Source organism: Paenibacillus sp. GXUN7292 (assembly GCF_050864975.1).
Taxonomy (GTDB): domain Bacteria; phylum Bacillota; class Bacilli; order Paenibacillales; family Paenibacillaceae; genus Pristimantibacillus.
In genome coordinates this window covers 1-24,831 of the sequence record NZ_JBOZWO010000023.1, presented here as the reverse complement: position 1 = coordinate 24,831, position 24,831 = coordinate 1, and the positions used below count along the sequence as shown (strand labels likewise).

General features: G+C 45.6%; 24 protein-coding genes and 1 pseudogene. 7 read left to right on the top strand and 18 right to left on the bottom strand.

The features are described from left to right. The first annotated feature begins 28 nt into the window (after positions 1-28). Together ACRRU2_RS18100 and ACRRU2_RS18095 are read left to right on the top strand one after the other, a co-directional pair. Complete coding sequence (locus ACRRU2_RS18100; protein WP_432503795.1) at positions 29-2,206, top strand: MMPL family transporter; 2,178 nt, start codon at positions 29-31, stop codon at positions 2,204-2,206. Between the two features lie 232 nt (positions 2,207-2,438). After that, the gene (locus ACRRU2_RS18095) at positions 2,439-2,849 is read left to right on the top strand and encodes a DUF4190 domain-containing protein (RefSeq protein WP_331702214.1); all 411 of its coding nucleotides are present in this window, start codon (positions 2,439-2,441) and stop codon (positions 2,847-2,849) included. Positions 2,850-2,906: 57 nt separating this feature from the next. Here ACRRU2_RS18095 and ACRRU2_RS18090 read toward each other — a convergent pair whose 3' ends face one another. The 6 genes from ACRRU2_RS18090 to ACRRU2_RS18065 all read right to left on the bottom strand — a co-directional run bounded on the left by ACRRU2_RS18090 (position 2,907) and on the right by ACRRU2_RS18065 (position 8,302). Further along, positions 2,907-3,863 (bottom strand): acetylxylan esterase, encoded by a 957-nt coding sequence (locus tag ACRRU2_RS18090; RefSeq protein ID WP_432503793.1) that lies wholly within the window; start codon positions 3,861-3,863, stop codon positions 2,907-2,909. A 390-nt stretch (positions 3,864-4,253) separates the two neighbouring features. Beyond that, complete coding sequence (locus tag ACRRU2_RS18085; RefSeq protein WP_432503791.1) at positions 4,254-5,138, bottom strand: hypothetical protein; 885 nt, start codon at positions 5,136-5,138, stop codon at positions 4,254-4,256. 52 nt (positions 5,139-5,190) lie between these two features. Then, a complete protein-coding gene (locus ACRRU2_RS18080; protein ID WP_432503788.1) occupies positions 5,191-5,805 on the bottom strand; it encodes a hypothetical protein in 615 nt (204 codons plus the stop codon). Between the two features lie 119 nt (positions 5,806-5,924). Beyond that, entirely contained in the window at positions 5,925-6,338 is a 414-nt protein-coding gene (locus ACRRU2_RS18075) for an NUDIX hydrolase (protein WP_432503885.1), read from the bottom strand. A 250-nt stretch (positions 6,339-6,588) separates the two neighbouring features. Beyond that, positions 6,589-7,326 carry an SIS domain-containing protein gene (locus ACRRU2_RS18070; RefSeq protein WP_432503786.1) on the bottom strand — a complete coding sequence of 246 codons (738 nt, stop codon included), beginning with the start codon at positions 7,324-7,326 and terminating at the stop codon, positions 6,589-6,591. 244 nt (positions 7,327-7,570) lie between these two features. Further along, complete coding sequence (locus tag ACRRU2_RS18065; RefSeq protein WP_432503784.1) at positions 7,571-8,302, bottom strand: sugar isomerase domain-containing protein; 732 nt, start codon at positions 8,300-8,302, stop codon at positions 7,571-7,573. A gap of 195 nt (positions 8,303-8,497) precedes the next feature. Between ACRRU2_RS18065 and ACRRU2_RS18060 the strand changes: the two genes are divergently transcribed. Next, on the top strand, positions 8,498-9,274 hold the full coding sequence (locus ACRRU2_RS18060; protein ID WP_432503782.1) for a DeoR/GlpR family DNA-binding transcription regulator: 777 nt from the start codon (positions 8,498-8,500) through the stop codon (positions 9,272-9,274). A 42-nt stretch (positions 9,275-9,316) separates the two neighbouring features. After that, positions 9,317-10,294 (top strand): N-acetylglucosamine kinase, encoded by a 978-nt coding sequence (locus tag ACRRU2_RS18055; RefSeq protein WP_432503780.1) that lies wholly within the window; start codon positions 9,317-9,319, stop codon positions 10,292-10,294. Here the strand turns inward: ACRRU2_RS18055 and ACRRU2_RS18050 are convergent. From ACRRU2_RS18050 to ACRRU2_RS18040, 3 genes are all read right to left on the bottom strand, one after another. Then, positions 10,251-10,784 (bottom strand): NUDIX hydrolase, encoded by a 534-nt coding sequence (locus ACRRU2_RS18050; RefSeq protein ID WP_432503778.1) that lies wholly within the window; start codon positions 10,782-10,784, stop codon positions 10,251-10,253. The genes ACRRU2_RS18055 and ACRRU2_RS18050 overlap by 44 nt on opposite strands. Before the next feature lie 229 nt (positions 10,785-11,013). After that, positions 11,014-11,400, bottom strand: coding sequence for a DUF6220 domain-containing protein (locus ACRRU2_RS18045; protein ID WP_432503776.1), 387 nt, complete (start codon positions 11,398-11,400; stop codon positions 11,014-11,016). Positions 11,401-11,440: 40 nt separating this feature from the next. Beyond that, positions 11,441-11,641 (bottom strand): DUF5957 family protein, encoded by a 201-nt coding sequence (locus ACRRU2_RS18040; RefSeq protein WP_432503774.1) that lies wholly within the window; start codon positions 11,639-11,641, stop codon positions 11,441-11,443. A gap of 167 nt (positions 11,642-11,808) precedes the next feature. Between ACRRU2_RS18040 and ACRRU2_RS18035 the strand changes: the two genes are divergently transcribed. Both ACRRU2_RS18035 and ACRRU2_RS18030 read left to right on the top strand, forming a co-directional pair. After that, positions 11,809-12,495, top strand: a complete 687-nt coding sequence (locus ACRRU2_RS18035) for a response regulator (protein WP_432503772.1) — start codon at positions 11,809-11,811, stop codon at positions 12,493-12,495. Next, positions 12,492-13,850, top strand: a complete 1,359-nt coding sequence (locus tag ACRRU2_RS18030; RefSeq protein WP_432503769.1) for an ATP-binding protein — start codon at positions 12,492-12,494, stop codon at positions 13,848-13,850. Before ACRRU2_RS18035 ends, ACRRU2_RS18030 begins: the two co-directional genes overlap by 4 nt. A gap of 95 nt (positions 13,851-13,945) precedes the next feature. On the opposite strand, the gene ACRRU2_RS18025 is transcribed toward ACRRU2_RS18030, so the two are convergent. From ACRRU2_RS18025 to ACRRU2_RS18005, 5 genes are all read right to left on the bottom strand, one after another. Beyond that, positions 13,946-15,520, bottom strand: coding sequence for a response regulator transcription factor (locus ACRRU2_RS18025; protein WP_432503767.1), 1,575 nt, complete (start codon positions 15,518-15,520; stop codon positions 13,946-13,948). Continuing rightward, complete coding sequence (locus ACRRU2_RS18020) at positions 15,498-17,219, bottom strand: sensor histidine kinase (RefSeq protein ID WP_432503765.1); 1,722 nt, start codon at positions 17,217-17,219, stop codon at positions 15,498-15,500. Before ACRRU2_RS18020 ends, ACRRU2_RS18025 begins: the two co-directional genes overlap by 23 nt. Before the next feature lie 510 nt (positions 17,220-17,729). Beyond that, the gene (locus tag ACRRU2_RS18015; RefSeq protein ID WP_331701230.1) at positions 17,730-18,617 is read right to left on the bottom strand and encodes a carbohydrate ABC transporter permease; all 888 of its coding nucleotides are present in this window, start codon (positions 18,615-18,617) and stop codon (positions 17,730-17,732) included. Between the two features lie 18 nt (positions 18,618-18,635). Then, positions 18,636-19,577 carry an ABC transporter permease gene (locus ACRRU2_RS18010; RefSeq protein WP_432503762.1) on the bottom strand — a complete coding sequence of 314 codons (942 nt, stop codon included), beginning with the start codon at positions 19,575-19,577 and terminating at the stop codon, positions 18,636-18,638. A gap of 145 nt (positions 19,578-19,722) precedes the next feature. Further along, on the bottom strand, positions 19,723-21,252 hold the full coding sequence (locus tag ACRRU2_RS18005; RefSeq protein ID WP_432503759.1) for an ABC transporter substrate-binding protein: 1,530 nt from the start codon (positions 21,250-21,252) through the stop codon (positions 19,723-19,725). Positions 21,253-21,439: 187 nt separating this feature from the next. Here ACRRU2_RS18005 and ACRRU2_RS18000 point away from each other — a divergent pair, with 187 nt between their 5' ends. Next, positions 21,440-22,186 carry a sugar phosphate isomerase/epimerase family protein gene (locus ACRRU2_RS18000; protein ID WP_432503757.1) on the top strand — a complete coding sequence of 249 codons (747 nt, stop codon included), beginning with the start codon at positions 21,440-21,442 and terminating at the stop codon, positions 22,184-22,186. 557 nt (positions 22,187-22,743) lie between these two features. Here ACRRU2_RS18000 and ACRRU2_RS17995 read toward each other — a convergent pair. From ACRRU2_RS17995 to ACRRU2_RS17980, 4 genes and pseudogenes are all read right to left on the bottom strand, one after another. After that, positions 22,744-23,073, bottom strand: a complete 330-nt coding sequence (locus ACRRU2_RS17995) for a hypothetical protein (protein WP_432503754.1) — start codon at positions 23,071-23,073, stop codon at positions 22,744-22,746. Further along, a complete protein-coding gene (locus tag ACRRU2_RS17990) occupies positions 23,033-23,296 on the bottom strand; it encodes a hypothetical protein (protein WP_432503752.1) in 264 nt (87 codons plus the stop codon). Before ACRRU2_RS17990 ends, ACRRU2_RS17995 begins: the two co-directional genes overlap by 41 nt. Positions 23,297-23,316: 20 nt before the next feature. Then, positions 23,317-23,718 carry a hypothetical protein gene (locus tag ACRRU2_RS17985; protein ID WP_432503750.1) on the bottom strand — a complete coding sequence of 134 codons (402 nt, stop codon included), beginning with the start codon at positions 23,716-23,718 and terminating at the stop codon, positions 23,317-23,319. A 623-nt stretch (positions 23,719-24,341) separates the two neighbouring features. After that, positions 24,342-24,831: pseudogene (locus ACRRU2_RS17980) on the bottom strand (hypothetical protein); the annotation flags it as partial.

Genomic DNA, 24,831 nt, shown 5'->3' with positions numbered 1-24,831 from the left:
GACGAAGTATTGAGGAGTGTGAAGCAGAATGAATTCTTTTTCAAATAAGCTTGCAAGCGTCGTAAGCAGCCGCAAAGGCAGCATCACGATTATAGTTATTTGGCTTGCCGCTATTATTGCTCTAACATTAATTGCCCCATCAGCCAAGCAGACGGCACAAAGCAGTCAGGAAGCAAGTATATACAATAATACTCCTTCAGCAACAGCTAAAATGCTGGCGGAAAAAGGCTTTCCGTCTGATGACGGACTAACGGCTTTGCTCGTTTTTCATAATGAAGCTGAAATTACAGATAAGCAGCTTGAAGCTATCCGTTCCATTAGCCAGTGGCTTGCGTCAGATGAGAAGCCGCAGCAAATTGCCAGCGCAGTGCCATTTCATCAATTCCCTCTCAACGTTCAAAAGCAATTTTATTCTGAAGACAATACGACGATTATGCTCAATGCGGCTCTCCAAAAGGATCTGGAGTCTGGTGACATCCACAACGCATTGGAAGAGCTGCGCAGTCATATTGAAGGCGGCGAGCTTGCCGGGTTGCAATTTGAGATTACGGGACCGGCAGGCATAGCGTCCGATACAATTGCTTTATTTTCAAATGCTGATCTTATTTTGTTATTCGCTACTATAGGTTTAATTCTTATTATTCTAATCGTTATCTATCGATCGCCGCTGCTCTCGGTTATTCCGCTTATTATCGCTGGAGCTGTCTATCAGGTAACTGACCGATTAATTGGTTTGGCTGCTCAAAACGGGCTTATCATTGTCGATAAGCAGGCATTATCGATTATGATGATTTTGCTCTTTGCCGTTCTTACCGACTACTGCTTGTTTATTTTATCCCGCTACCGGGAAGAGCTGCGCAAGCTCGGCTCCAAGCACGATGCCATGAATATAACGATGTCACGTTTAAGTGAACCGATCCTGTTCAGCGGCGCTACTATATTCGCTGCCGTTCTCGTATTATTTCTTGCCGTATTCCAAGCGTATCATTATTTCGCTCCAGTATTTTCAATTGCCGTTGCAGTTATATTACTGGGCGGATTAACATTAATTCCAGCTGTATTTACACTTGTCGGCCGCAAAGCGTTTTGGCCGTTCGTTCCTAAACTGGGCGCCCAAAAGAAGGAAAAGCTCGGCTACTGGAGCCGCATCGGCGCCTTTGTAACGAAACGTCCTGCTGTTGTGGCATCCGTTATGATCGTGCTGCTGCTTGGCGCCTCATGGAATGCTTCGCAAATTAAATTTTCCTTTAATTTATTGAAGTCGTTCCCCGAGGAGCTCTCATCCAGACAAGGCTTTGAGCTGATGGAGGAGCATTTTCCTAAGGGCAAGCTGGCGCCTGTCACCGTTATTTTAAAATCAAAAAATCCGATTGAGCTAAGCGAACCGTTTATCGACAAGCTGGACAAGCTGGCAGTACAGCTGCAGCAAACAGCCGGCATAAGCGAACTTTCGCCAGCCATTACACCGCAGCTTGCCAACGATGCTCAGCCGTTGCCTAGAAATTTCTTGTCCGAGCATGAGCCCATGCTTAAGCTGCAGCTGACGCTGAAGGATCATCCGTATGAGAAGGAAGCACTCGCAGTCGTCAAACAGCTACGGGAAGACAGCGCCAAGCTGCTGAAGGACAGCGGCTTTGATCCTGCCTTGTACTCGCTGAATTTTGCCGGCCAGACTGCAGAGCAGCTAGACGTCCGTGATATGAATCAGCGCGATACGCTTATCATTTTCTCGGTCATTACGCTGATCATTGCTATTATGCTCATCTTCCAGGCCAAATCAATAGCTGTTGCGCTGGCAATGATGGGTACGATGCTGCTCTCCTACGCAGCGGCGCTCGGCATCAGCTGGACTATATTCAGCACCTTTTTCAGCTATGATGCGGTCAGCTACCGACTGCCTGTTTACTCCTTTGTCTTTTTGATCGCGCTAGGCGTAGACTACAATATAATGCTTGTCTCGCGCGTGCTGGAGGAGTCGAAGCATCACAGCTGGAAGGAAGCTATCGCAAGCGCAGTAGCCAAAACAGGCGGGGTCATTTCCTCTGCCGGCACTATTTTAGCCGCAACGTTCTGTGTATTAATGACGCAGCCGCTGCAAGAGCTGTTTCTGTTCGGCTTTATTATGGCTGTCGGTATATTGCTGGACACCTTTGTCATCCGTGCTATGCTGCTGCCGTCGCTTCTGGCTTGGCTTATTAAAAGATAAGGTGACTAGGATAAACGGCTCCGACGTCCTTTGGACAGGCGCGTTTACCGATGAAATATAAGAACAGGTATCAAGATCCAAAAACTTATAATTATTTCTAATTAAACATCGCCTGACATAAGATAGGATCAGGCGATGTTTTTTCTATTGTTCAAGGTAAGGTTGTTTGGTATCATGTTATCAGCCGTACATACAATAATTACTAACCTTTGCTATATACAAGGAGGAAGCAATGAATTCCAATCAACACTCAAACGGGCACAACCCAAATCATCAACCGCCACCACCGCCGCCGCCGCCCTATCAGCAGCAGCAGTATCAGAACTACCAATATCCGCCGCCTCCACCGCCGCCATATAATTTGGCGCCGATGCCAAAAACAAATAATAAAGCTATTGTAGCGCTTGTACTTGGTATTCTTTCGATTATGATCCCTTATATCGGATTTTTTATCGGGATTGTAGCCATCATATATGCTTCTCTATCAATGAAGGAAATAAAACGAACGAATGATCAAGGAAAAGGACTTGCTGTGGCCGGACTCGTAACCGGTATTATCGGAACCGTACTCTATGGCATCATTTTATTGATCGTCGTTATCGTCATGATTGTGGCATTTAATGATTCTAGCATGTACTATTAGACTAAAAACTCCGTCTCCCTATTAATAAGGAAGGCGGAGTTTCTTTATGTGCTCCAGCTAGCAATTAGCTGTTTTATTTTTTACAAATTGAAGCACTTTGCGTGTATGCTGTACCGTAAGCTCATGTCCATTGAACGGGTAAATATGTATTTCCTTCGGCGCTTCGATTCGATTATAGGCTGCGAATATCGTCTCTGGCATACAAACGGTATCCTTGAGACCGACAGAAACCATAACCGGAACGGTCAAGCGGTCAGCCAGGTTCATCAGATCAAAATAACTCAGTGTTTTCAGCACACTGTCGAGTCTGTCAGGATTTCGCTTGATATAGGCTGCTACCTCCGTCAACGAGCCGGTAGAATGCAGCACGCCATAATCCATATGGCACAGATTCGGAATATCGGCCACGGAATAGGCTACCTTTTTATTCAAAATAGCTGTTAAGAGTGACAAGCCTCCGCCTTGACTGCCTCCGACAACTCCTATATTGGAAGTATCGATTTGCGGCTGCTCCGTCAGCCAGTCTACCGCACGCACAGCATCGATTGCAATTGCTTTATAGTAGCAATTGTCTTTATCCATAATATTCTGAGTCATCCAGCCGCCGACCTTGCCGCCCACCTGTGGCAGCTCGTTGCCGGTATCTCCATTCTGGCCGCGGACATCTACTGCCAAAACAGCAACGCCAAGCAGCAGCCATGATGAATATTGCTCCGGCATCAACTTATCGCCATGGTAGCCATGGTAAATGACGACAGCCGGATACTTGTCCTGTTTTTTAAATTCAGGTATCAAATACCAGCCGTAAATCGGTGTAGAATCAAAACCGCGATAAGCAATCCGATGTGCGGTCACTCCATCAAACGGCACTTCCACCCGTTCACTGCTAATCGGCAGCGGATGCTGGCCCGCTTCTTCCAGAGCGCGCTCCCAAAACTGATCGATATCCGGCTGCGCTGTAAGATCGGGGCGCAATTGATATAAATCTTGAATTCTTTTTTCAATAGCATTCATAAAAAGCTTTCCTCTCCTATGGGTAACGTTTTTATTGGTGCTAATTATTAGAATACGACAGGACGACTTCCATGTCCAAGCTAAAAACGATTTGCGGTCACATTTTTTCTGTGTCATGCTGTGCTGACCATTTAACGAAACTAGCGAGATTGTCGATTCAATGTGGATGATGCAACAAGCTTTAGAAAAAGGTGGCACTGCGATCAAGTTTGGGCTTCCGACCGCTGTTGTATGCCAATTTTTGGCACTTATCAAACATATAATGGTTAAAATTGGCCTACAAAGGCGGACGCTGCCGCTTCTCCAGTCCCAATCTTGCTCTCCGTTACCCGTTTCTTTTGCTTACCATAGGTTGCTTACAATGATCGACAGCCTCCTAGTGTATTTAGGTCAGCCCTCTCTTTGCCATTGCGTCAACAAATCAAGCAAATCCGCTTCCAGCAGCTCGATGCGATACTGCACTTTTTTCTTCTTCAGTTTTTGAGCCAATACACCTACCATTTCAAGAAGGTCCTGTGCGAACAGCTCCTTTTGCTCATTAAGCGGCAATTCACCTTCCGCTCGTGTATAATGGCGGGTTACTTCCAGCTTCAACTGGCCCTTCTTGCGGTCAAGCCTCCCAAAATGAAGCCTCGGACGAATATAATAGCCGGTTGTCAAATCTTCCGGCACATCCTCTTCGGCGTGAAAGTACTCATAGCGCATGGACGGTGACGGGTCATCATGATGGCTAAAGTTGCAATGGATGCCCAGGTAACCAAAATCATCCCCGTACTCCTCCTGGCGCATATGCTGGTCTAAACGCGTACGCAATACCTGTAAACAATCGACCAAAGGTTGTACGGATAACTGGTAATTACCCGAACGGATAAAACGAACCGGGTTTTTAGGCAGCGGATTGCGCTGTGAGGCCAGTGCCGCAATACCATAATCATGCCGATCGCTTCCTTCATCAAGAACAAAGGTATCGCCTTGTCTTGCCCATCGGCGTTCGCTCGCCGGTATCGCTGCAAAGGTCTTTGTCCGCAGCTGCGAATAATAGGAGCCATTGATCCATTTTTCACAAATGGCTTCTACCGGTTCCCGCTCTCCCCAACCTACAATACGCAGTGCTTCGCAAATTCGCACCAATTGGTTCCATTCCGCACTATTGGAATAGGTAAACAAACGGTCAAATTCCGTCAACAAGGTCTGTCGAAACTTATCTATATCCGGTTTGTTCAGCAGATAGGCGACTAGATCTTCGATTGTATCCCTACTATAAACGTTCTGCATATCGCATCTCCCCTGACTCAGAATAAACAACCCAAACTTACTATAAAACATCCTACTTGTTATTTATAACAAGCTTATATTTCTTAAAAATCCAAGAATTGCACATGTCATTTAGCGCATCTTTGCTTATGCGAACGGATGGTTTTTGCTCTTGCAAAGCATCTGCTACAGGTACTGAAAAGCGAAGCAGCTTCGTCATTTTTTTGATATCGTTCGCTACTTCATTAAAAAACGCATAGGTTAACGGCCGATGCTCCCGTATATCCTCATAAATATAATACTTTCCTTTTTCATCCTCTATATCAATCTGAAAACCTTTGGGGAATGAAAGCATCAAGCATGGCAATTCGTCATCCGCCCATTGTTGGTTATAAGGAAAACTGATACCTTCATTTCTTACAAAAAATCCAGAGCTTTCATTATCATTAGTAAGAGAAACAGAGTATACAAAGTGAGGGTAGTAATCAGGCTTTTCTTGCATTGTAAAATACTGATAAAATGCTTTATAAGCTTCTAACACCTGATCTTGATCATGCTTTGTCTGGGCATAATTAGTAAGATTAAATTGTGCTTGCTTCTGCTCAAATAGTTTCAAAATACTTTTAAATTCTTCCGGTGTTATGAAAAATTTAAGTTTATAAAATCCGCTGTGCTTCAATCTATCCATTTATCTCACCGCCAATCATAGTCTTGAAGAAAAGCACAAAGGCGGACGCTGCCGCTCCTTCAGTCCCAATCTTGCTCTCCGTTCCCCTTTCTTATTGCTTACGAATATAGTTCTCGTTTTTAGTTCAATGTTCTTTGTTCGATATACTGTAACAAGAACTCTTTATCTTCGGGAAAGGAAAAACAGAGGTCATTTAGCTGTTCAGAGGTCTTCCAAGCAATATCATAAATAAGTCCATCAGGGTCATGTATTGTTGGTTGTCCACCTAAAATTTCAACCTCGAAATATGTTACATGGTATTCAACTGGACCAAATGCCCCTGACTTGCCTTTTATTTCTTTGTTTATTTTACAGCGGTAACCTGTCTCCTCGTAAACTTCTCTAACACAGCATTCTTCTAGAGTTTCATCTTGTTCTTTCCCTCCGGAAGGCACCGACCATCGTTTCTCCTCTTCAGGTTTACCTTGTAGAACCATGAGTAACTGTCCATCAGAATTAATACAAATAGCTGCCGCGCCAACCCATTTGTTTATTGGAATTCCCCCCTGCCGCAATTGTGACTTACACACTACATTTTAACACATATTGGAAGGTATCCTGCCACACTATTCCACATGCTCACCAGCATCTCCTACCATACCCACAACGTTATTACAGCGCTGTCTAAAACAGCAAGTTTTGAAAAGAGGCCATCCGATAGAATTGACTTTAACTCATAAAAAAGCTAGACGCAAAAGAAGCCGCCGACAAGGTATTCCCTCGTTCGGCAGCTTTTGAATTAAGCTACATATAATGAATACGGTCCTTGTATTGCTCCAGCATCTGCCGATTTTTTTCGTCGGCGCCATCCAAATTCGCGGAAAGAAACACCGGCGGCTCGAAGCCCCGCTCAAGCAGCAGCTGTATCGTCTCGGATATAACCGCATGCAGCACGGTCACGCCGATTACGGTAGATGTAGGAGCCGTTCGAACAGGAAGCCCTGGAATATCCAGAGAGGCATCACCGGGCGGGGACATAACGTCAAGCACGCAGTCCGCAAGCTCCATTAAACGTTGTCCGCTTTTGTGGCGGCTTTGCACGCTTTGGGAATATACGACCGAGGTAAGCGCAACAACCTTCACACCGTGTTCGCGCGCCCATAGCGCTATTTCTACCGGGACGTCGTTTCTCCCCGATACCGATGCGACCACAATCGTGTCGCCCCGCTTCACCAGCGTTTCGGACATGATGATTTCAGCATAGCCCGAAAGCCGCTCCAGCTTAGTCGTACGCGTCACCGGAGGCGTTTCGAGCGTCATTCCGGGCAAAAAGATTGGATTCATCAGCATGAATCCGCCGGCGCGATAAAATACCTCCTGGGCAAAAATGCTGGAGTGGCTGCAGCCTGTTATATATATCGTGCCACCGGAAGCGACGGTGTCGGCGAACAGCTTGGCGGCTTGAACCATCGATTCCTTTCCGTTTCGCAGCACTTCCGTCAGCGTATCCTGTACGATCGAGAAGTAACGGTCGATTTGCATCGACACTCCTCCTTTCAACTGAATTGCGTCGCTTGCGATCCTTACGAACGCCTGCTGCATAACAAACCGCTTACTAGCAGACTTAGGTCTGCTTGCGCAAGCTGTAAGGCTTATATACATGCGACTGGATGCCACATGCCTTCATGGCATGGAGCGGATCGGTTATGCTTCCCGCCTTGCGGCTTGCAAGCACTTCGTTATGTACGTGCCGATCTGGACGTAAAGCGCTCGTCCGCAGCCCAGATCAGCAGCCCGTCTCTTCGTAGCTGCGGTATGCGTCTTCATTAAAGACGTCGCTGCCCGGATTGTTGATCGATTTCAAAATCGAAGGCTTTTTGTTCTTCTCGATCAGAAGCTCTACGACCTGCGCCTTCACCGCCCACATGATCGTAGCCGCCGATATTCCAGAGGCTGGACAAATCCCGATCTCCTGCCCGGGCACTTCGACCATCGCATCAAGCGGAGGAGCGCAGTTGTCCAGCACAAGATCCGCCGCCTCGAATAGCCTTTTGCCAGTCGGATGCTCGCTTTTCAGCTGGGAGGAATACTCGACGCTGGTCATGGCGATTATATATGCGCCGAATTCCTTGGCTGCAATAGCCAGGTCGACCGGGGAAACCGATTTGCCAGAAACGCTGCCGATAATCAGCACATCACCTGGATGAACATTACTTTGTTTCAGCGAAAAATGCATCAGCCCAGCCATGCTGCGATCCGCGCCGGGATCCCGCGGACGTTTGCGGACGTTATTCTCCACATGCAGACTAATATTAAGCGCTCTAAAAGCAGTAAGACCTCCGGCGCGATTAATCAGCTCGCTGTTGAGCATATGGCCGGTATCGTAAATATGCACGCACTTCCCGTCAGCCATTGCATCCGCAATAACTTGAGCGGCTTTCGTGATTCCGTCGTTCTGCTTCTCTTCGATCGTAACGATCAACTGCTTCAAGCTTTCAAAAAACTTTTCTTTAAGCAAGAAAAACACCAGCCCTTCGAAAGTAATCGAAAATTTTATCTTTCTTGTATTTTCATAATTATTATATTTCCAACATAATTTCGCTGTCAACGAAAATATTCGAAAGTATATTTCCAATAAAAAGGTTGTAAAGAAAAAGACAATCGTTTATATTAGAGGAAGATAGAAAGTTCAATTCGGAGGTCGCTCTAATACATGCTAGCTAAACAACGTCACGCTGAAATAACGAGATTAGTTGAAGAGAAAGGGTTTGTACAGGTAACCGAGCTGAGCCGGCTGTTCAACGTTTCGGAGGTTACAATTCGCACCGACTTGCGCGCATTGGAGCAGGCAGGTAAAATCGAACGAAATTTTGGAGGCGCCACTTCGAAAGTAATCGAAAGCAGTCCATTTCAATCGCTGGCCCTTATGCTTAGCGAAAATAAAACGGCGATCGCCAAAAAAGCCGTTTCTCTCATTAAAGAAGGCGAAAGCATATTCGTAGACGCAAGCTCTACCGCCTGGCATCTCGCCCTGCAAATCAAGGAGAGTCTGCGCGACGTGACGGTTATCAGCAACTCGATTCCCGTTTTCGAATTGTTTAAGACTTATGAGGAAGGCACGTTGATCGGCATACCCGGCACCCTGAATCCGCAGTCCCAATCGTTTGTCGGGCCTTTCGCCGAAGAAATCGTCGGCCGGCTGCGGGCGACCAAAGCTTTCATAACGCCGAAGGCGATTCATCCGGAAGGGCTGCGCGACGATCATATGATGAATGCGGCCATACGTAAAAAAATGATGAAGGCTTCTACGGAATCGATCATTCTTGCGGACCACAGCAAATTTTCAAATAGCCGCTGCCTTTTTGAAATTATCGGATTTGCCTCGATTAGCACGGTAATTACGGACCGGCTGCCCGATCCAGAATTTCTAGAAATATTCGATCAGAAGGGAATCCGTCTTTATATCGCAGATGACACAGAGCAATCCTGACAGCATGACATTAGTCGGATATCCCGCTTCCGGGAGGAAATCATGCATAAGATCATGTCGATTGACGGCGGAGGAACAAAGGTGCTGTGCCTGATCGCCGACGAAGAAGGAAATTTGCTCGGGACGGGAACGGGCGGCTCCGCCAATGGCTCGTTCAATACCCCCGAAGAAGTGAACGAATCGGTTTCCGCGGCCATCGTCCAGGCCTTGGACAGCACGAAGGGCTCCGTCGATGCGGACAGCATCGGAACCGTATATTGTGCGATGCCGGCGAATCCGCGTCCTGCCGTTTTCGGAAAGCTGGGCGGGCGGGTCGACCTGAGGGATGTCGGCGAATTCACTTTATCTTTGTATGGCGCCATCCAGGAGGAATACGGGGCTTTGGCGCTTGCCGGCACCGGTTCGTTCGTACACCTAAAGACCAGGACGGCTTCGAAGCGGGTCGGCGGACACGGCTCCCTGTTCGGAGACGAAGGCTCCGGCTACGATATCGGCCGGCAAGCCTTAATGGCGTATACCCGCGTTCTGGACGGCACCGAGCCCTCTACCCCGCTCTTTGAGAGCATAAATGTAAGCTTAGGGGAATGGAAGCTTTCGCATTTTTATGAAATTATTTCACTGCCCCGCGGCAGACAAAGATCGTTCATCTCCTCGTTGTGCCGGAGCGTCGGCCAGTGCGCCGCGGGCGGAGATTCGGTTGCGGAAGAAATTTTGCGGAAAGCGGGCGAAAGCCTCGCTTATCAAATGAACGGCCTTCTGAGGAAGCTAGGTGCCGAGCTTCCTAATCCTTTAAAAGCGAGCATTGCAGGCGGAGTATGGAAAGCGCATCCAATCGTATTCAGTACTTTCACCGAGCTAGTCGAGAAGGAACATCCCTCGGTGGATGTCGTCGCTCCACTGTTCGAGCCGGTTGTCGGCGGTATCCTGCTTGGCTTGACGCACCTCGGTTTCCCCGTTAAGGAAAAGATCGACCTGCTTAAGGAAAGGCTGTCTCCGTTTCTATATCGTTTGCCGGAATAACGAACGGGCATCTAGGAAATCCGTCATTTATCCCACTATCCGGGGGGGATATCTGGTTTCTCCTCTTCCCGGTGGCCGAAACAAATGGTGTGCGGAAGAAATTGGGGGAGATATATTCAGGAAGGCTACAGTCTAAGACCTTGTCCTTTGGAACCCAACGACAGTCGCTTGTTTCTTCAGAAGTAGTTAACTCTCCTCCCTCAGCTTTACAGACGAAATCAAACATGACCTTGGTCGGCACATCAGTTACGCCGTCATACCACTTATGTACCACTGTACTAGAAACTATGTTAATCAAATGGCTTACGGTCGCATCTATTCCACTTTCCTCTTTAATCTCTCGAATCACACCATCGATCAGATTTTCCCCAACTTCAGTAATTCCGCCAGGATATACCCAGCCATCGTCATGAGCTTTTACTAAAAGGATATTTCCTTTCCCATCCTCTACAATTCCGCCTGCAGATACGATATGTGTCGGGAATGCCATTTCATAACCTCCCATTTATCAGATATACTTTCTTTTCAACTTTGTTCCTGTATTTTCCTGCTCGACAAGGATAAACGGTTCCGCGTCAGGTGGAAACTTATACTTACCTATATTTTCAAAAAGCACATGTATTTTTGGGTACATATATCGTCATCGTGACCTAGTGCCAACTTAATGCCAAACGCCGGCTCCGCAGAGTCGGCGTTTGCAATGTTAATTCGGTGAATTTTTATAACTTTCCGTACGATACATGCGCACGCTTGGCGACATGCAAGGACAAAATGATAAGCGCTAACGCCATCACAGGATGAAGTGCGCCCGCAGCCCGCAAATTAGCCGTAAAATACTGGACATAGATGAGCGCAAACAGCGCGAGGCACAGCCATGCTGTTCCTTTTGGAAGCCGGCCGGCAAATGCGAAGATGATCATAAGAAGCGGAATAAATTCAAAGATGTGCACAAAGATGACGTGATGGCTCCAATGCTTCGGATCGTTGAACAGAGCCATGCCTGCAAGCAAGGTTTGCGCTACGATACAGGCGACCAATCCCCATGCGAGAATGATGAATGTGAGTCTCGACGTTCTTACGCGCCCGCTCAGTTTACTATTTTCCATAATAAAGTCCCTCCAAAATAAGTGATTTTGACTTCGGCCGTTATTTGCGCGGAGTCCATATGTTTACAAACAGCAGGGCGACGAGCACACATATGATCGGCAGAATGATTGGAAGGTATTTGATCCCGATTGGCCGATCGAGCAGCAGCATACCCGCGATCCCGATCAACCCGGAGAGCACGAAGCCTCCAACGATTCCGCCGACGACCGCTCCAAGCAGTATTGCACCTTTATTTTTCATTAAGGTATCCCCCATTCTCTTCCTGTTATTGATGGCTATGCCGTCATCTTATCAACAAAATGTTGCGAACTCTTGACAAAGCGTTACGGTTTCCGTGAAATTTCCCCCTTGGGCCGGATTAGCCGTTATACTATAGAAAATAATTCGTGAGAAAGAAGGTGCAAAACATGTCGCATACGTTACTGTTAGTCGACGATGAAGCTGGTGTGATCGACTTCATGGCGTCTTTCTTACGGCAGGAAGGCTACTGCATCGAAACAGCGATGTCAGGTCGTGATGCTCTGCTGAAGGCTAAGGAGACCAAACCTTCGCTTGTCGTGCTCGATTGGATGCTGCCGGGCATGAACGGAATCGAGGTGTGCCGGGAGCTTCGCAAGCTGGGTGGAATGGGCATTATCATGGTCACCGCGCGGACGGAGGAAAGCGACAAGATCATCGGGCTGGAGGTCGGAGCCGACGATTATTTGACGAAGCCCTTCTCGCTTCGTGAGCTGGCGGCGCGGATTCGTTCTGTACTAAGGCGTATCGATGGAATCGACAGCGCCACTCAAACGATCGAGCGCGGCGAGCTGTCTATCTCGGAGTCGCAATACCGGGTATGGAAGCGTGGAGAAGAGGTTCCCTTAACCCCAACGGAATTTAAACTCATGCTCACGCTGGCTGCAAAGCCGTCTATCGTCTACAGCAGGCTTCAGCTTCTGCAGGCGGCGCTCGAAGATGATATCCTGAACGACGAACGAACAGTCGATGCTCATATCAGCCGCATCCGCAAAAAAATCGAGGACGATCCCGCTAATCCGATCTATATCCAGACCGTCTACGGATTCGGCTATCGGTTCGGTAACAGCAAATGACGGTCAGCCGCAAGATTTTCGTTGCGATCGCCTCGTTCGTCGTGTCGCTTGCCGTCATCTTCGTTTTATTGACGCAGTTGATCATACAACAATCGTTTGAAGCGATGGCGGAGAAAAACCGGAGAGAAGCACTCGACGCAATATCCGAACAAGTTGTCCAGGCCTATGGCCAAAATGGTTCTTGGGAAGGGTTTCAGGGAATCGTTCAGGACGGTGCAAAGTGGAGGAATTATTCGGATGCGAGCTTGATCGTATTGTCCAATGATCGCGAGCAGGTGTACGCCGAAGGGCCGACTGTTTCCCGCATGGTTAAAAATCTGGGCCTGAAACGCAATCTCTACTGGGAAGGACAGAAAATTGGAAGATTGGTTTATTATGACGCCGAAATCGCCGACATGTCTAAATTAAGAATCGGCATCCCGACTTCGGTCGCGCTTCTCTTGTCATTCTGTGCAGTTTTGTTTGTGCTGATCTCGCTCCTCGCGGCTTACTGGATCGCAAAGCGAATCACAGCCCCCCTTCGCAGGCTGATTCCGGCCATTGACAGATTGGGGCGTGGAGAGCTGGGCGTACAGGCGCCCGTTCTGTCAAAAGACGAGTACGGCAAGGTGGCGCTCGCGTTCAACGCAATGTCCGACCAATTGCGCAGAACTGAAGAAACGCGGCGCCATCTCGTAGCCGACGTAGCCCATGAGCTAAGAACGCCGCTCACGATCGTTCGCGGAAAGCTGGACGGGCTGCAGCAGGCGGGCGCATCCATCCCGCCGGAGAGCTTGCTGCCGCTGCAAGACGAGCTGATCCGGCTCTCCCGGCTCGTGGACGACTTGCAGCTGCTTTCCCTGGCGGAATCTGGAAAGCTGCAGCTGGAGAAGAAGCCGATAAGCATGACCCATCTGGTTCGCCGGGTCATGGACCATGTCGAGCCGGACGCCGCGGAGAAGAACATTGCCCTGTCGCTCGAGATGGAAGCGGACGGGAAGCCGATCGCCGTCGACCCGAACCGGTTGACCCAAGTGCTGCTCAACTTGCTCGTCAACGCCATCCGTTATACGCCGCCGCTGGGTTCCGTGAAGGTGACCATTCGTGAATTGCCTTCGCCGGCCGGAGAAAATACGAAGCTGAGGATTACAATATCCGATTCGGGAGTCGGCATGACGCCCGAACAGCTGGCGAGAATCTTCGATCGATTCTATCGGACAGACGAGGCCCGATCGCGCGAAGGCGGCGGCACTGGACTGGGGCTGGCGATCACCAAGGAGCTCGTACTCGCGCATGGCGGCACGCTGGAAGCCGAAAGCGAACCCGGCCGAGGCAGCGTCTTCGTGGTGGAGCTGCCGTACGGACAAGAGCGCTAGGCGCAGTCAAACAAGCCAAAAAAACGGACATCGTCAAAAATGTCCGGTTTTTTGGGCTGCGCCCACTATATTAATCATCAGTTCGATCCTCCCCATCACTCCGCTGGGTCCGCAATGACTTTGCTGCGATACTCCAGCGGAGTCAGTCCACAGTACTTTTTGAATACCTGCGAGAAGTAGGAGAAATTGGAGTATCCTACCTTAGAGGCGATGAGATGAACGGGAATATTCGTATTCGTTAACAGCGATTTGGCAATTTCCATTTTTTGAGTTGAGATAAAATCATTCAAGGATATGCCCTTCACCCTTTTAAACAGTCGGGACAAATATTCCGGATTCAAATAAATGGCCTCGGCAATTTCCGCGCGGCTGAAGTTTTTCTCTATATTTTGGTTAATGTATGCAATCGCCCGTTCAATCGGCAATTGCGCCTGGCGGTCTTCTGCTGCATGCTCATCGACATAATCAAGCACGAAGTCGACCAAGTCAATCATCTGATCCAGTGATGTGTAGGCCTCAATATAATCGGTATAAGAGTATTTTTCAAAAAAGATTTCACTTATATCCAGCTTCATTTGCTTGGCTGCAGTAAGGAAAATCTGAATAAAGTCCTGATGGAATCTTGCCAAAAATTCAGCTGAGATAATGCCAAGCTGCTTTCGTTGAAGCAGATAGCTATGAATCTGGTCGCGTACAGTCTTGCTGCTGCCATGTGCAATGAGTATAGACCAGTTTTGCATATCCGGGTTAGAGTAAGAGCTTTCCTTCATATCGTTCATATGCTGCATTGTAAAAACCTTGCTATACAAAGCAACGTTATGCTGGCGCATATGGCTTAAAGTTTTATAATGCTTCTTCAATTTTTCGGGATGCCCTGTATCCGATATATAGCAAGCCGTCGAACAGCCAAGCTCCTTCTGAGCGTCTGCAATAAACTGCATCATCAAGCTCTCGAAATGAACCTCGAATATTCCTTCTGTATAAACAAGAGCCATATAATTGCCGCGATCCAGCTGTACGAATAAAAACGCAAGCTTGTGCGGCTCCATAACCTTGGATAATATAGTTCTCAGCTCTTGTTTGGCAGGCTCCTTGTTAGGATTGGTAAGCTGGATTAAAATGGAACGTAACCGCGTATCCTCTGAGATACAAATGTTTAAATTATTCAAGTCTCTAAGCAGCTGCTGATGGTGCTCTCCTGAATCTAGCATAAAGCTGCGTACGCAGTTTTCGAGCAAAACTTCTTCATTTTGCCGCCAATAAGCACCGTACTCATAAATCTGCTGCATTTCGGCATCCGTATGAATTTTATGGATGGCCCGCTCAACCGAGGCCTGAATATCTTCATATCTGGCGGGCTGAAGGATATAGTCAAAGCATCCAAGCTGGATCGCTTCTTGCGCATATTCGAATTCCGAATAGGAGGATAGGAAAATACACGCAATAGCAGGGTAATAAAGCTTCACCCACTTGAACAGTTCCAGGCCGTTTTCCAAGGGCATTTCAATATCGCACAGCATAATATGGATTTCGTGCGTTCGCAGCACTGTTCTTGCTTCATCTGCGCCATAAGCAGCATACGCCTGACTAATCTGAAGCGCCTGCCAGTCTACTCCGGCTATAACTCCCTGTACAACATCATATTGATCATCCACGATCAGAACGTTCATTGTTCTCCTCCCCTCCTTTTATTCTGGAATTGATCGGAAGTATAATTTCAGCAACAGCTCCCTCTTGTGTATTGAAAAAGGCAAGCATTGCTCTTTCGCCATACAGCATGGACAAGCGATGCCGCACATTGCTGATGCCGATATGAATATCGGTATAGATCGTATTGTCACCGCAATTAAGCTCATTCAGAATGGTCGGCTCGAACCCTTCCCCATTATCCTGAATCGTTATATCCGCATAGTCGCCATCATCACTTTCCAGCAAAATGGCTTTAATTCGAATATGAAGCTGTTCATTCGGCTTCGTTGCATACTTGACACAGTTCTCTACGAAAGCCTGGATAGATAAAGGCGGTATCGTGAAACCCTTAAGCGCGTTATCTATGCTAATTTCGCATACAGGCGGAATGTGATGCGCTATGTGCTGTATGTGAATATAGTTTTGTACATGCTCAACCTCTTGCTGAAGCGAGACCAGCTGCAAATTATCCTTGAAATTATAGCGCAAATGATTGGATATCGCCAAAATCATATGTTGAATGCGCTTATAGCTCTGCTGCTCCGCCATACCGTACAAACTCTTTAAGCAGTTGAGAAAAAAATGCGGGCGAATTTGCAAATGCAAATGCTGCAGCTCAGCCTTCTGCCGTTCAATTTCATGCTCATAGGCAACGATTTTCAATTGATTGATTTCGTTCGACATTTGCGTAAAAGCAGCGTCAACCTGCTTGAATTCTTCAATGCGGTATTCTTCTTTTTGCTCCTGTCCAGATCCTTTGCCTATATTGTTGACGAGGCGCTGCCATGGTGAAAGCAGCGAGCGATTTAAGAAAAACAGACTAATCAGAACGAGCGCTACTGTAAACAGCGATAAAGAAAACAAAACTGCAAAGCTCCCCTTGAATACACTCGGCTTCGGAACGGTAAATATTAATTGCAGATCGCTATTCTGAATCGGAGCTCCGACGGCGATATATTTATCATTTTTTTCAATCGCGTAACGGTCTTGAACTTGGCTAGGCAAGCTAAGCTTCTGCTTTGCAACAAATGCTTTATTCGTGAGCGGAATGCCTGCCTTGTCGGCATAAATCACTTCCGTGCCCTTCTGTACAAGCTCATTCATTTGAATATGATCAAAATCGACCATAACTGCAGCATAAGTGCCATCCTTTCCCAGCAGCCGGAAAAGATAGTATTTCTCATTCACTTCCAGGGAAATCCAACCCGTTTGATAGTAATTATCGTAAGTGTATGTCAAATCGCGCAATTTCTGCCGAATGTTTTCTTTCGTTTCATAGCTGTATCCGCTCGCAAATATATCGCGATAAACATCGTTAACGGTGCTGTAAATAAAAAAAGCATCCACGTTTTGATAAGAATTAAGTGCTGTTTTGAACTGAATCATGATTTCATGGGACGCAATATGAGCCTGCAACGAATTAACGGAGCTGTTTAGAGTGCGGAAATTATAATCGTTAACGGTAACATTGAACAAAAATGTATCTAATGCATTCAGGTCATTATGCATATTTTGAGCATAAAGTGAAAGGGATTGCTGATTGGATTCGATGAACTTATCATTGAACTCGTGATAAGAATAGAAGTTGTAAACGAGAAGCATCCCAATAAGCGGAAACGTAATAAGCAATAATGAACGTAATACATTCATTTTAAATGAAGTGCTATACTTTTTTATCATGTTTTATCCCTATTCTTCACCCTATAATCAACTGCCATAATTGCCTGACGGTTGCCATAGGGGCTATTTCGATTATTTTAGCTCATTTGAGCTTTTAACGGTTGCCACGAGCGCTATTGTACCCTTTCTCGAGCAAAATCAGTGCTTTTTGGGTAATTAAGCGCAACAGCAACCGTTAGAAAATTTAAACCGTCATTTTTGCACGAATAGCGTTTGTGGCAACCCTTAGAAATTCATCATTGCCCAGTATACTCTGCGACGAAGCAAGTCAACTCGGCTCCAGCAATGGATCGTCGGTTTCGTTGAGTCCCTATATTTTAAAAGAAGCTTTATACATTTATCAAGAAGAAAGAGCTAACGCTATCGTTGCCACTTACTGGAATCAGCCTTTCCCAACAGTAAAGTGTGCAAAACTTATACACTCTTATATTTAAAAAACGGACAAGATGCCTGCAAGGAATTCTCTTCCACGCTGGATTTTTTTGTCCTATCATTTATATGGTTGGCTAGCTATCCTTTGACTGCCCCTACCGTAATGCCTTTGACGAAATATTTCTGGAAAAACGGATAAATGACCATAATCGGCACAGCGCCAACTACAGCAATTGCCATTTTAATGCCTACGCTCGGCATATTGGCGGCAATTTCGCTAGCATTGCTTCCTGCCCCGCCGCTTGCAAGAAATCTGACATCCTGCAGCATCGTATTCAACATATTTTGTATACTGAACAAGCTCGGGTCGGTCAGGTAGTATAGGCCGTTTCTCCAATCATTCCAATAGTTAAGTCCGATCAGCAGCGATAGTGTAGCAACCATCGGCAGCGACATCGGCATTACGATACCGAACAAAATACGGTATTCTCCCGCTCCGTCCACTCTGCCCGCCTCAATAACTTCTTCGGGTATATTGGTCGCGAAATACGTACGCATCATAATGACATAGAAGGCGTTAACGAGCAGCGCCGGAACAATCAAAGCCCAAATCGTATTGTCGAGGTTGAGGTAACGGGTATACATAATATAGGTAGGTACAAGCCCGCCATTGAACAGCATGGTGAAAAAGACGAAAAAAGCGAATTTTCCGCGATGCGGCAAGTCCCTCCTCGAAAGAGGATACGAGAGCAATACAGTAAGCAGCAAGCTGGTAACCGTACCTACAACCGTTACAATAATTGTAATGCTGTAAGCTCGCGCAATCGTAGACAGTCTTTGAAACATATAAGTGTAGCTTTCTAAGCTGAGCTTATCAGGGAATAGCGAGTAGCCGTTGCGAATGAGCGTGCCCTCCTCTGTAAAGGAAGACACGACCAGAAGCAAGAACGGAAACAAGCAAAATATCATCAACAAAAACATGATGGCATTCGCAAACAATTGAAACATTCTATCGTTCTGAACCATTGCCGATTCTCCTTTACTTTAGAATAGAGCATTCTCTTTGCTGTATTTGGTAACGATCCGGTTAGCGATATAGACGAGCGTAAAGCCAACCAGAGACTGATACACGCCTGCCGCCGAAGACATGCCTACGTCATTCAGCTTAATTAATCCGCGATAAACATACGTATCGATCGTATTCGTCACATCATATAACGGACCGGAATCCATCGGCACCTGATAGAATAAGCCGAAGTCGGAATAGAAGATCGTACCGATTTGCAGCAGCACGAGTGTAATCATCGTCGGCTTCAAAGCTGGCAGCGTAATATTAACCATTTGCTTCCAACGATTTGCTCCATCGATTACAGCAGCTTCATAATAGCCGCGGTCGATGCCAACCACTGTCGCATAGTAGATAATACAGCTGTATCCGATCGTCTTCCAAAGATGCACAACCGTTAAAATATACGGCCAATATTTCGGTTCCGTATACCACGACACATCTTCAAGTCCAAGCTGCTCCAATATGCTGTGATTCATGAACCCGGACTCTGCGCTGAACATTGCGAATACGAGATAGCTCACCACAACCATAGAAATCAAATAAGGAAGCAGGATAATCGTTTGATAGCTCTTCTTCCAAAACTTTGACCGGATTTCATTCAATAAAATAGCGATGGCTATTGCAAATACCGTCCCTAAAATAATGAATACAATATTATATCCGAGCGTATTGCGGGTAATAATCCACGCTTCTTTCGTTTTGAAAAGATATTCAAAATTGCTAAACCCCGCAAATGGACTGTCAAAAATTCCTTTGTTCCAGTTAATATGCTTAAAAGCAATAATCATACCAGACATAGGTATGTAGTTATTGATGAGCAAGTATAGCAAACCTGGGATCATCATGACATATAAAGGAAGGAAACGTTTGTAATTGTGTTTTCGTCCAGCTCTTTTAGCTTTAAGAGCAGTCATCATTGTCGCCCTCCTTTTATTGAAAAATCAATAAAGCATAAGCGACAGCTTCAAGAAAGAGTGAAACTTTCTGCTGCTGTCGCTCATCCATTTCCTACTCTTTCTTTTCGCTGTTTCTTAGCTCCGTTATATGAACTGTAATATCAAATTACTTCTTGCTTGCCGCCCACTTGTCGAGTTGAGCTTGCTTTTCCTTGATAATGTCATCAATGCCAGCAGCTTTCAGCTCTTTCTGGAAGATCGGAAGCGTTTCTTCCGGGTTAAGCATGCCTGTCATCAAGGCATCATGGTACTTCGCAACGACGTTGGTGCAAGCTGTCATCTGATTCCGAACAGTACTTGAATCAAAGGTGAAGCCATAGGCCGAAGAACGGACAGCTGTATCGTTGAATTTCGTTTGAGCTTCCCAGTAATCCGCAGGGTTTCCGTTCCAAACGTGACCGATCGTCTGGTTAGGCCACATCCAGCCGCCATTTGGCCTGTAACCGGTATTGGAACCATCCAATCCTTCCGGATAGTCGATAATAGCTTGTCCGTTAGATGCATCGCCTACTTTAACGTAGTGCTTGCCTTCAATACCATAGATCATCAAATTAACAATTTCCGGATCCGTATACATCAAATTAAGAACCTTCATTGCCGCTTCAGGTTTTTTGGAACCGTTGCTGATCGCCCAAGTCGTCATTTGCACATCGGATGTAGTCGAGTAAGCTGGGACGATTTCTGATACTACGATATCTAAACCGTAGTTTCTTGATTCCTGAACATCAAAGCCAGGCTTCAAGTTGGCGAAGCCGCCGAACGCAGTGCCTGCTTTCAATAACGTACCGGTAATTTCTGTATTGTTAATGGCATCCTTCATAATCAGACCATTTTTATACCATCTGTTCATGCGGGTAACAAAGTCTTTGTAAAATTCTGTTTCATACAGGTTAACAACCTCCAGCTCTTTACCAAAGTTCATTAATACGCCAAGGTTTGTCATATCGTCGCCAAGCGTATCCCAGCCCCAGTTGCGAACAAGCTCGCCGTTAGGCGGAACGACAGGGATAATGTTCGGCTCATTTTTATGAATCGTCATCAGCGCTTCTTCCAGCTGATCCAACGTTTTAATGTTTGCATAGTCAATGTCGTATTTGTCCGCCAGATCTTTTCTCATTTGAAAGCCGTAAGCTTTAGCCAGGTCGCGTCCTGTTGTAATACCATAAATATCATCGCCAACACGGCCGCTCTCAAGATAATCAGGCCCGATTGCCTTGACTAAATCTTGACCATACTTATCGAGTAATTTCGTAAGCGGAATTATCTGTCCATTGTTCGCAACAGTAGCCAGCGGCGTCATGTAAACAGGTAATATATCAACGCCTTTTCCTGATGAAAGCATCATCGTAGTTTGCTGCACGTAGTTGCCGTAAGCGATAAACGTAATATCAACTTCAATATTCAATTTTTCTCTAGTAATTTTATTTATAGCTTTAATAACCTCGTCCTTGTCATCCTTATTCGTGCTCATCATTACAATGTTCAGCTTGACAAGATCTTTTTCTCTCAAATCTCCAGCAGCCGCTTCTTTATTATTGTCTTCGCTGCCAGAATTATTTTTGTTTGCGCTTCCACAAGCAGTAATCAAAGAAAGCACCATAACCATAAGCAGCATACTTGCCAACAATCGTTTCATAATTTATTGTAGCCTCCCATTTTGAACTAGATCTATCTTAGCAAATAGAGGCATGCATATCTGTAAAAATAATGTCTTAAATAATCAGAAAAATGACTTATTCTATCTGAAGACTCCATAGAAGAGCCTGCCGGTGCTATGATAGGGCTACAATTTTTACTATTAACAGGAATGAGGCGAACTAAGCATGACAAATTTAAAAGTTGCTCTACAGCTGTATACACTGCGCGATTATGACAAGGAAGATTTCGCACTGAAGCTTAAGAAGGTAAGCGAGGCTGGCTATGACGGAGTGGAATTTGCAGGCTTTGAAAATATTCCGGCAGAAGAAATGAAGGCTATGCTCGCAGAAAACAATTTGACGGCGATGGGCAGCCATACGCGGATTGAGGAATTGCTGGATAACCTGGATGAAGTCATTGCATACAATCAAGTTGTCGGCACCTCATATATCGTAATCCCTTACTATAAGATGGAATCGATGGAAGACGTTCAAGCCTTGCTTGCCCTCGTGAAACGAATCGGACCTCAAATCAAGGCGGCCGGCATGGAGCTTCTTTATCATAATCATTATCACGAATTCAACAATGAGTTTGGCGATAGACCAATATTGGAGATGCTGAAGGAAGAAACAACTGAAGAGGAGTTCAACTTTGAACTCGACATGTTCTGGACGACGCATGCGGGCCGTGAACCTGTTCAGATCATGGAGCAATTCGGCTCGCGCTGCAAAACCGTCCACTTGAAAGACATGGTCAATAAAGAGGACAAAGAAATGACCGAGCTTGGAACAGGCGTCCTCGACCTGAAAGGCATTCTGGCAAAAGCCCAAGCTTCAGGTTATGAATGGGTCGTCGTAGAGCAGGACAGAATTAAAATAGATGGATATGAAAGTGTGAAAAGGTCACTGGAGAATGTAAAAGCGCTACTGTAGAAGTTTCGGCTGCTAGGAATGAGCACTGCGATCAAGTTTGGGTGGAGGGCCGTTTCTCTAGTCCCAAACTTGCTTATTTTATTATATTGAACAGCAGAAAGAAACGGTTCATCTTAACTAAGGGCGAACCGCTTGTCGTTAAAAAAATAAGAGATTAGCTAGGTTAGACTCGCCTGCGCCTATGAATCTATTTACAGTTTTGATATAATGCAGATGTACAACAGACTTGGGTGGAAAAGTATTGCCTCCAGAGCGGAGGTGGTGCTTATGTTATTTTCATTTCAGGATTTAATGGTGTTCGGTTTGTTTCTAATCGCGCTCCTTACTTATCTGAAAACACGAAAATAACCCGCCCAGGTTGTCGCCAAGGGAACGGGTTATTTTGCTCTAGATACATTCTGGAGGTTTCCCACCCAAAATGTTGTGCTGGGAGTCGGATGGCATTCCGGCTCCTTATTTCTATCCTAATCATATCATGGAGCTTTTATTCCTGCAACGTATCCCATAGATACGTTGCAACTCTTCTTTCACGTTCTACATTAAATTTAATAACGTTTTTATTGGTGCTGAAATTCTGCTTCCAATTCAGTATATAGATAAGCAAGATCATCATGAAATCCCCATCCGATTCCGGAAGTTTTGGTCACAATACGTTCAAGTCTTTTCTTTAATTTTAAAAATAACAATTCGTTCCCGTTAATCATCCTCAAGACATTCGCATACATTGAAACCATACTATTATAAAATGGCTCAGATATGTCTCCATACGCATTAGTGAAATCAACGCCCTGCTCAACATAACATATCATTAAATCAATGGTTAAAATTTCATCATTACTTAATTTTTTAAAATCTGATATTGCTTTCTTGGCACGTGCTAATCGCAATTTCGCATATCCTCGCTCGGGAAAACTCTTCTTCAATTATTTGCTTCGACTCATCATATAACGCCGCAATAGCTTCTTCAGGCTTTAATAAAACATGTATATAATTTTTGGTTTCTTTGCTCGTTTTGTAACAATCCAGGATAATCGAAATTAAAGTTTCAGGATCGTAGCTCTTCAATGCTTTCTTAATTTCGGGTACTGACATCTTCATTGAATCTTTCATGACGACTCCTTTTATTCGTATTAATATTCCTCTTCCTTTATTTTCTCATATTCTTCCCAGGTAATGCCACAAGCAAATCCGTTAGGAGTGTACCCAGCAATGAAGTAATAACGGCTGTCCTGCTCAAAAGGAAGATCGTAATCCAGATCCTCTTTTCTTTTGCGTTTTTCCTTCATTTTTATATGTGCTTTCTGTTGATTTTTTAATTGCTCGATATATTTTTTCTCCGTTTTGACGCCTAATATCTCCAGTTCCTTCACAGCACACAGCAGATCAACGCCATATCTTTTACTATAACCTCTTACAATATTTTTTCCCGTATATGAATTAATCCAAGTTCTAGCCGATTGTACCCTCCCTTGCCTGTTCATTCTTTTTTGCCTTGGGGTATTTGGTTTCATTTTTCTCGTCAATCCAATCATTCGAAAATACTAATCTTGCTCTACGATCTCTTTTCTATTACTTCAGGTTACTTACCGCTAATCAACATTCTTAACTCAACTTTTGCAGATCGAAATAGACAAGTCTGCCTTACGCGGCTGACTATTTCATTGCCAAAACCTAAAAATGATGTAAAAATACATCATTTTCCCCAATTTTATTGCTATTTTTGAAAAATCCTGCGATTATGCAGGATTTATGATCAGTAGTCCCTTTTTTAAGCCGAAAAGTTTGAAAATCCTGTATATTTGCAGGATTCCCCTTCAAACTGTACGAAATCCCCAAAAAATGATGTACTTTTGCAGGAATAGGCTATAAAAGGTCTCAGCATGTTACAATTTCCCTTATGCCCCCACTTTTCTTTACGTACCCGTTAATAAGAAAATCAAGCTTCTAGTGTTGAGTTCCTATCGATTTATATTGTAATGCATCTGCTTATTTATTACGATACAAAAATGGGCCAAACCTAGAGGCTGTCTACTAATAAAATTTAACCAAGGAGGATCTCGTTCATCGTCCAGAACAAGCGATTGCGTGGTTCCGTATAAACAACAACACAGCGCCATGGACCATCCACTGCGCTGTGTTTGTTTATTTCACGTCGTTACTTTTGTTTAAAAAAGTTCCAACTGCCAATCCGCTTCGGATTACCTGTGTCGCCGTCCAGCAATTCTTTGTAGTTTTCAATAACCTTGCGGAAAGCCTCCACATATTGATCAATAATATCTGGCTTATACTGTTTAAACCAGGGAACGGTGTAGACGCGCGACGCAATATTTTCAGATATAGGCAAGCTGCCTGCTGGTTGGCGAATATCACGCCCGGCATTCGCTATCACCGTCGGTCTGCCGTGGCCATACACATCGACCACATGCTGCAACGGGTGCAGATGAAGAGGCAGATTGCAGCCTGCATCAATAGGGACTCCTTCGGCGCGGACTGCTTCGCAGAACCGAGTGACAGATAGTCCGTCAAGCTCTTCAGGGATATAATGGCCGCGAACCGCATACCAGCCTCCCATCGTGCTATCCGAGTCTTTGGCAGGCCGATGCGCCTTGATCCCCGGAACTCCCTCCAAGCAATCCCAGAAATAG

Bases quoted from the DNA above. Each gene is read 5' to 3' on its own strand.
- ACRRU2_RS18070 (WP_432503786.1), bottom strand. From the start codon at position 7,326: ATGCAAATCGACCGTTACTTCTCGATCGTACAGGATACGCTGACGGAA.
- ACRRU2_RS17990 (WP_432503752.1), bottom strand. From the start codon at position 23,296: ATGAAAGATTCAATGAAGATGTCAGTACCCGAAATTAAGAAAGCATTG.
- ACRRU2_RS18080 (WP_432503788.1), bottom strand. From the start codon at position 5,805: ATGGATAGATTGAAGCACAGCGGATTTTATAAACTTAAATTTTTCATA.
- ACRRU2_RS18015 (WP_331701230.1), bottom strand. From the start codon at position 18,617: ATGGTTCAGAACGATAGAATGTTTCAATTGTTTGCGAATGCCATCATG.
- ACRRU2_RS18030 (WP_432503769.1), top strand. From the start codon at position 12,492: ATGACGGTCAGCCGCAAGATTTTCGTTGCGATCGCCTCGTTCGTCGTG.
- ACRRU2_RS18035 (WP_432503772.1), top strand. From the start codon at position 11,809: ATGTCGCATACGTTACTGTTAGTCGACGATGAAGCTGGTGTGATCGAC.
- ACRRU2_RS18020 (WP_432503765.1), bottom strand. From the start codon at position 17,219: ATGATAAAAAAGTATAGCACTTCATTTAAAATGAATGTATTACGTTCA.
- ACRRU2_RS18050 (WP_432503778.1), bottom strand. From the start codon at position 10,784: ATGGCATTCCCGACACATATCGTATCTGCAGGCGGAATTGTAGAGGAT.
- ACRRU2_RS18010 (WP_432503762.1), bottom strand. From the start codon at position 19,577: ATGATGACTGCTCTTAAAGCTAAAAGAGCTGGACGAAAACACAATTAC.
- ACRRU2_RS18045 (WP_432503776.1), bottom strand. From the start codon at position 11,400: ATGGAAAATAGTAAACTGAGCGGGCGCGTAAGAACGTCGAGACTCACA.
- ACRRU2_RS18005 (WP_432503759.1), bottom strand. From the start codon at position 21,252: ATGAAACGATTGTTGGCAAGTATGCTGCTTATGGTTATGGTGCTTTCT.
- ACRRU2_RS18100 (WP_432503795.1), top strand. From the start codon at position 29: ATGAATTCTTTTTCAAATAAGCTTGCAAGCGTCGTAAGCAGCCGCAAA.
- ACRRU2_RS18060 (WP_432503782.1), top strand. From the start codon at position 8,498: ATGCTAGCTAAACAACGTCACGCTGAAATAACGAGATTAGTTGAAGAG.
- ACRRU2_RS18095 (WP_331702214.1), top strand. From the start codon at position 2,439: ATGAATTCCAATCAACACTCAAACGGGCACAACCCAAATCATCAACCG.
- ACRRU2_RS18000 (WP_432503757.1), top strand. From the start codon at position 21,440: ATGACAAATTTAAAAGTTGCTCTACAGCTGTATACACTGCGCGATTAT.
- ACRRU2_RS18090 (WP_432503793.1), bottom strand. From the start codon at position 3,863: ATGAATGCTATTGAAAAAAGAATTCAAGATTTATATCAATTGCGCCCC.
- ACRRU2_RS18025 (WP_432503767.1), bottom strand. From the start codon at position 15,520: ATGAACGTTCTGATCGTGGATGATCAATATGATGTTGTACAGGGAGTT.
- ACRRU2_RS18040 (WP_432503774.1), bottom strand. From the start codon at position 11,641: ATGAAAAATAAAGGTGCAATACTGCTTGGAGCGGTCGTCGGCGGAATC.
- ACRRU2_RS17985 (WP_432503750.1), bottom strand. From the start codon at position 23,718: ATGATTGGATTGACGAGAAAAATGAAACCAAATACCCCAAGGCAAAAA.
- ACRRU2_RS18055 (WP_432503780.1), top strand. From the start codon at position 9,317: ATGCATAAGATCATGTCGATTGACGGCGGAGGAACAAAGGTGCTGTGC.
- ACRRU2_RS18085 (WP_432503791.1), bottom strand. From the start codon at position 5,138: ATGCAGAACGTTTATAGTAGGGATACAATCGAAGATCTAGTCGCCTAT.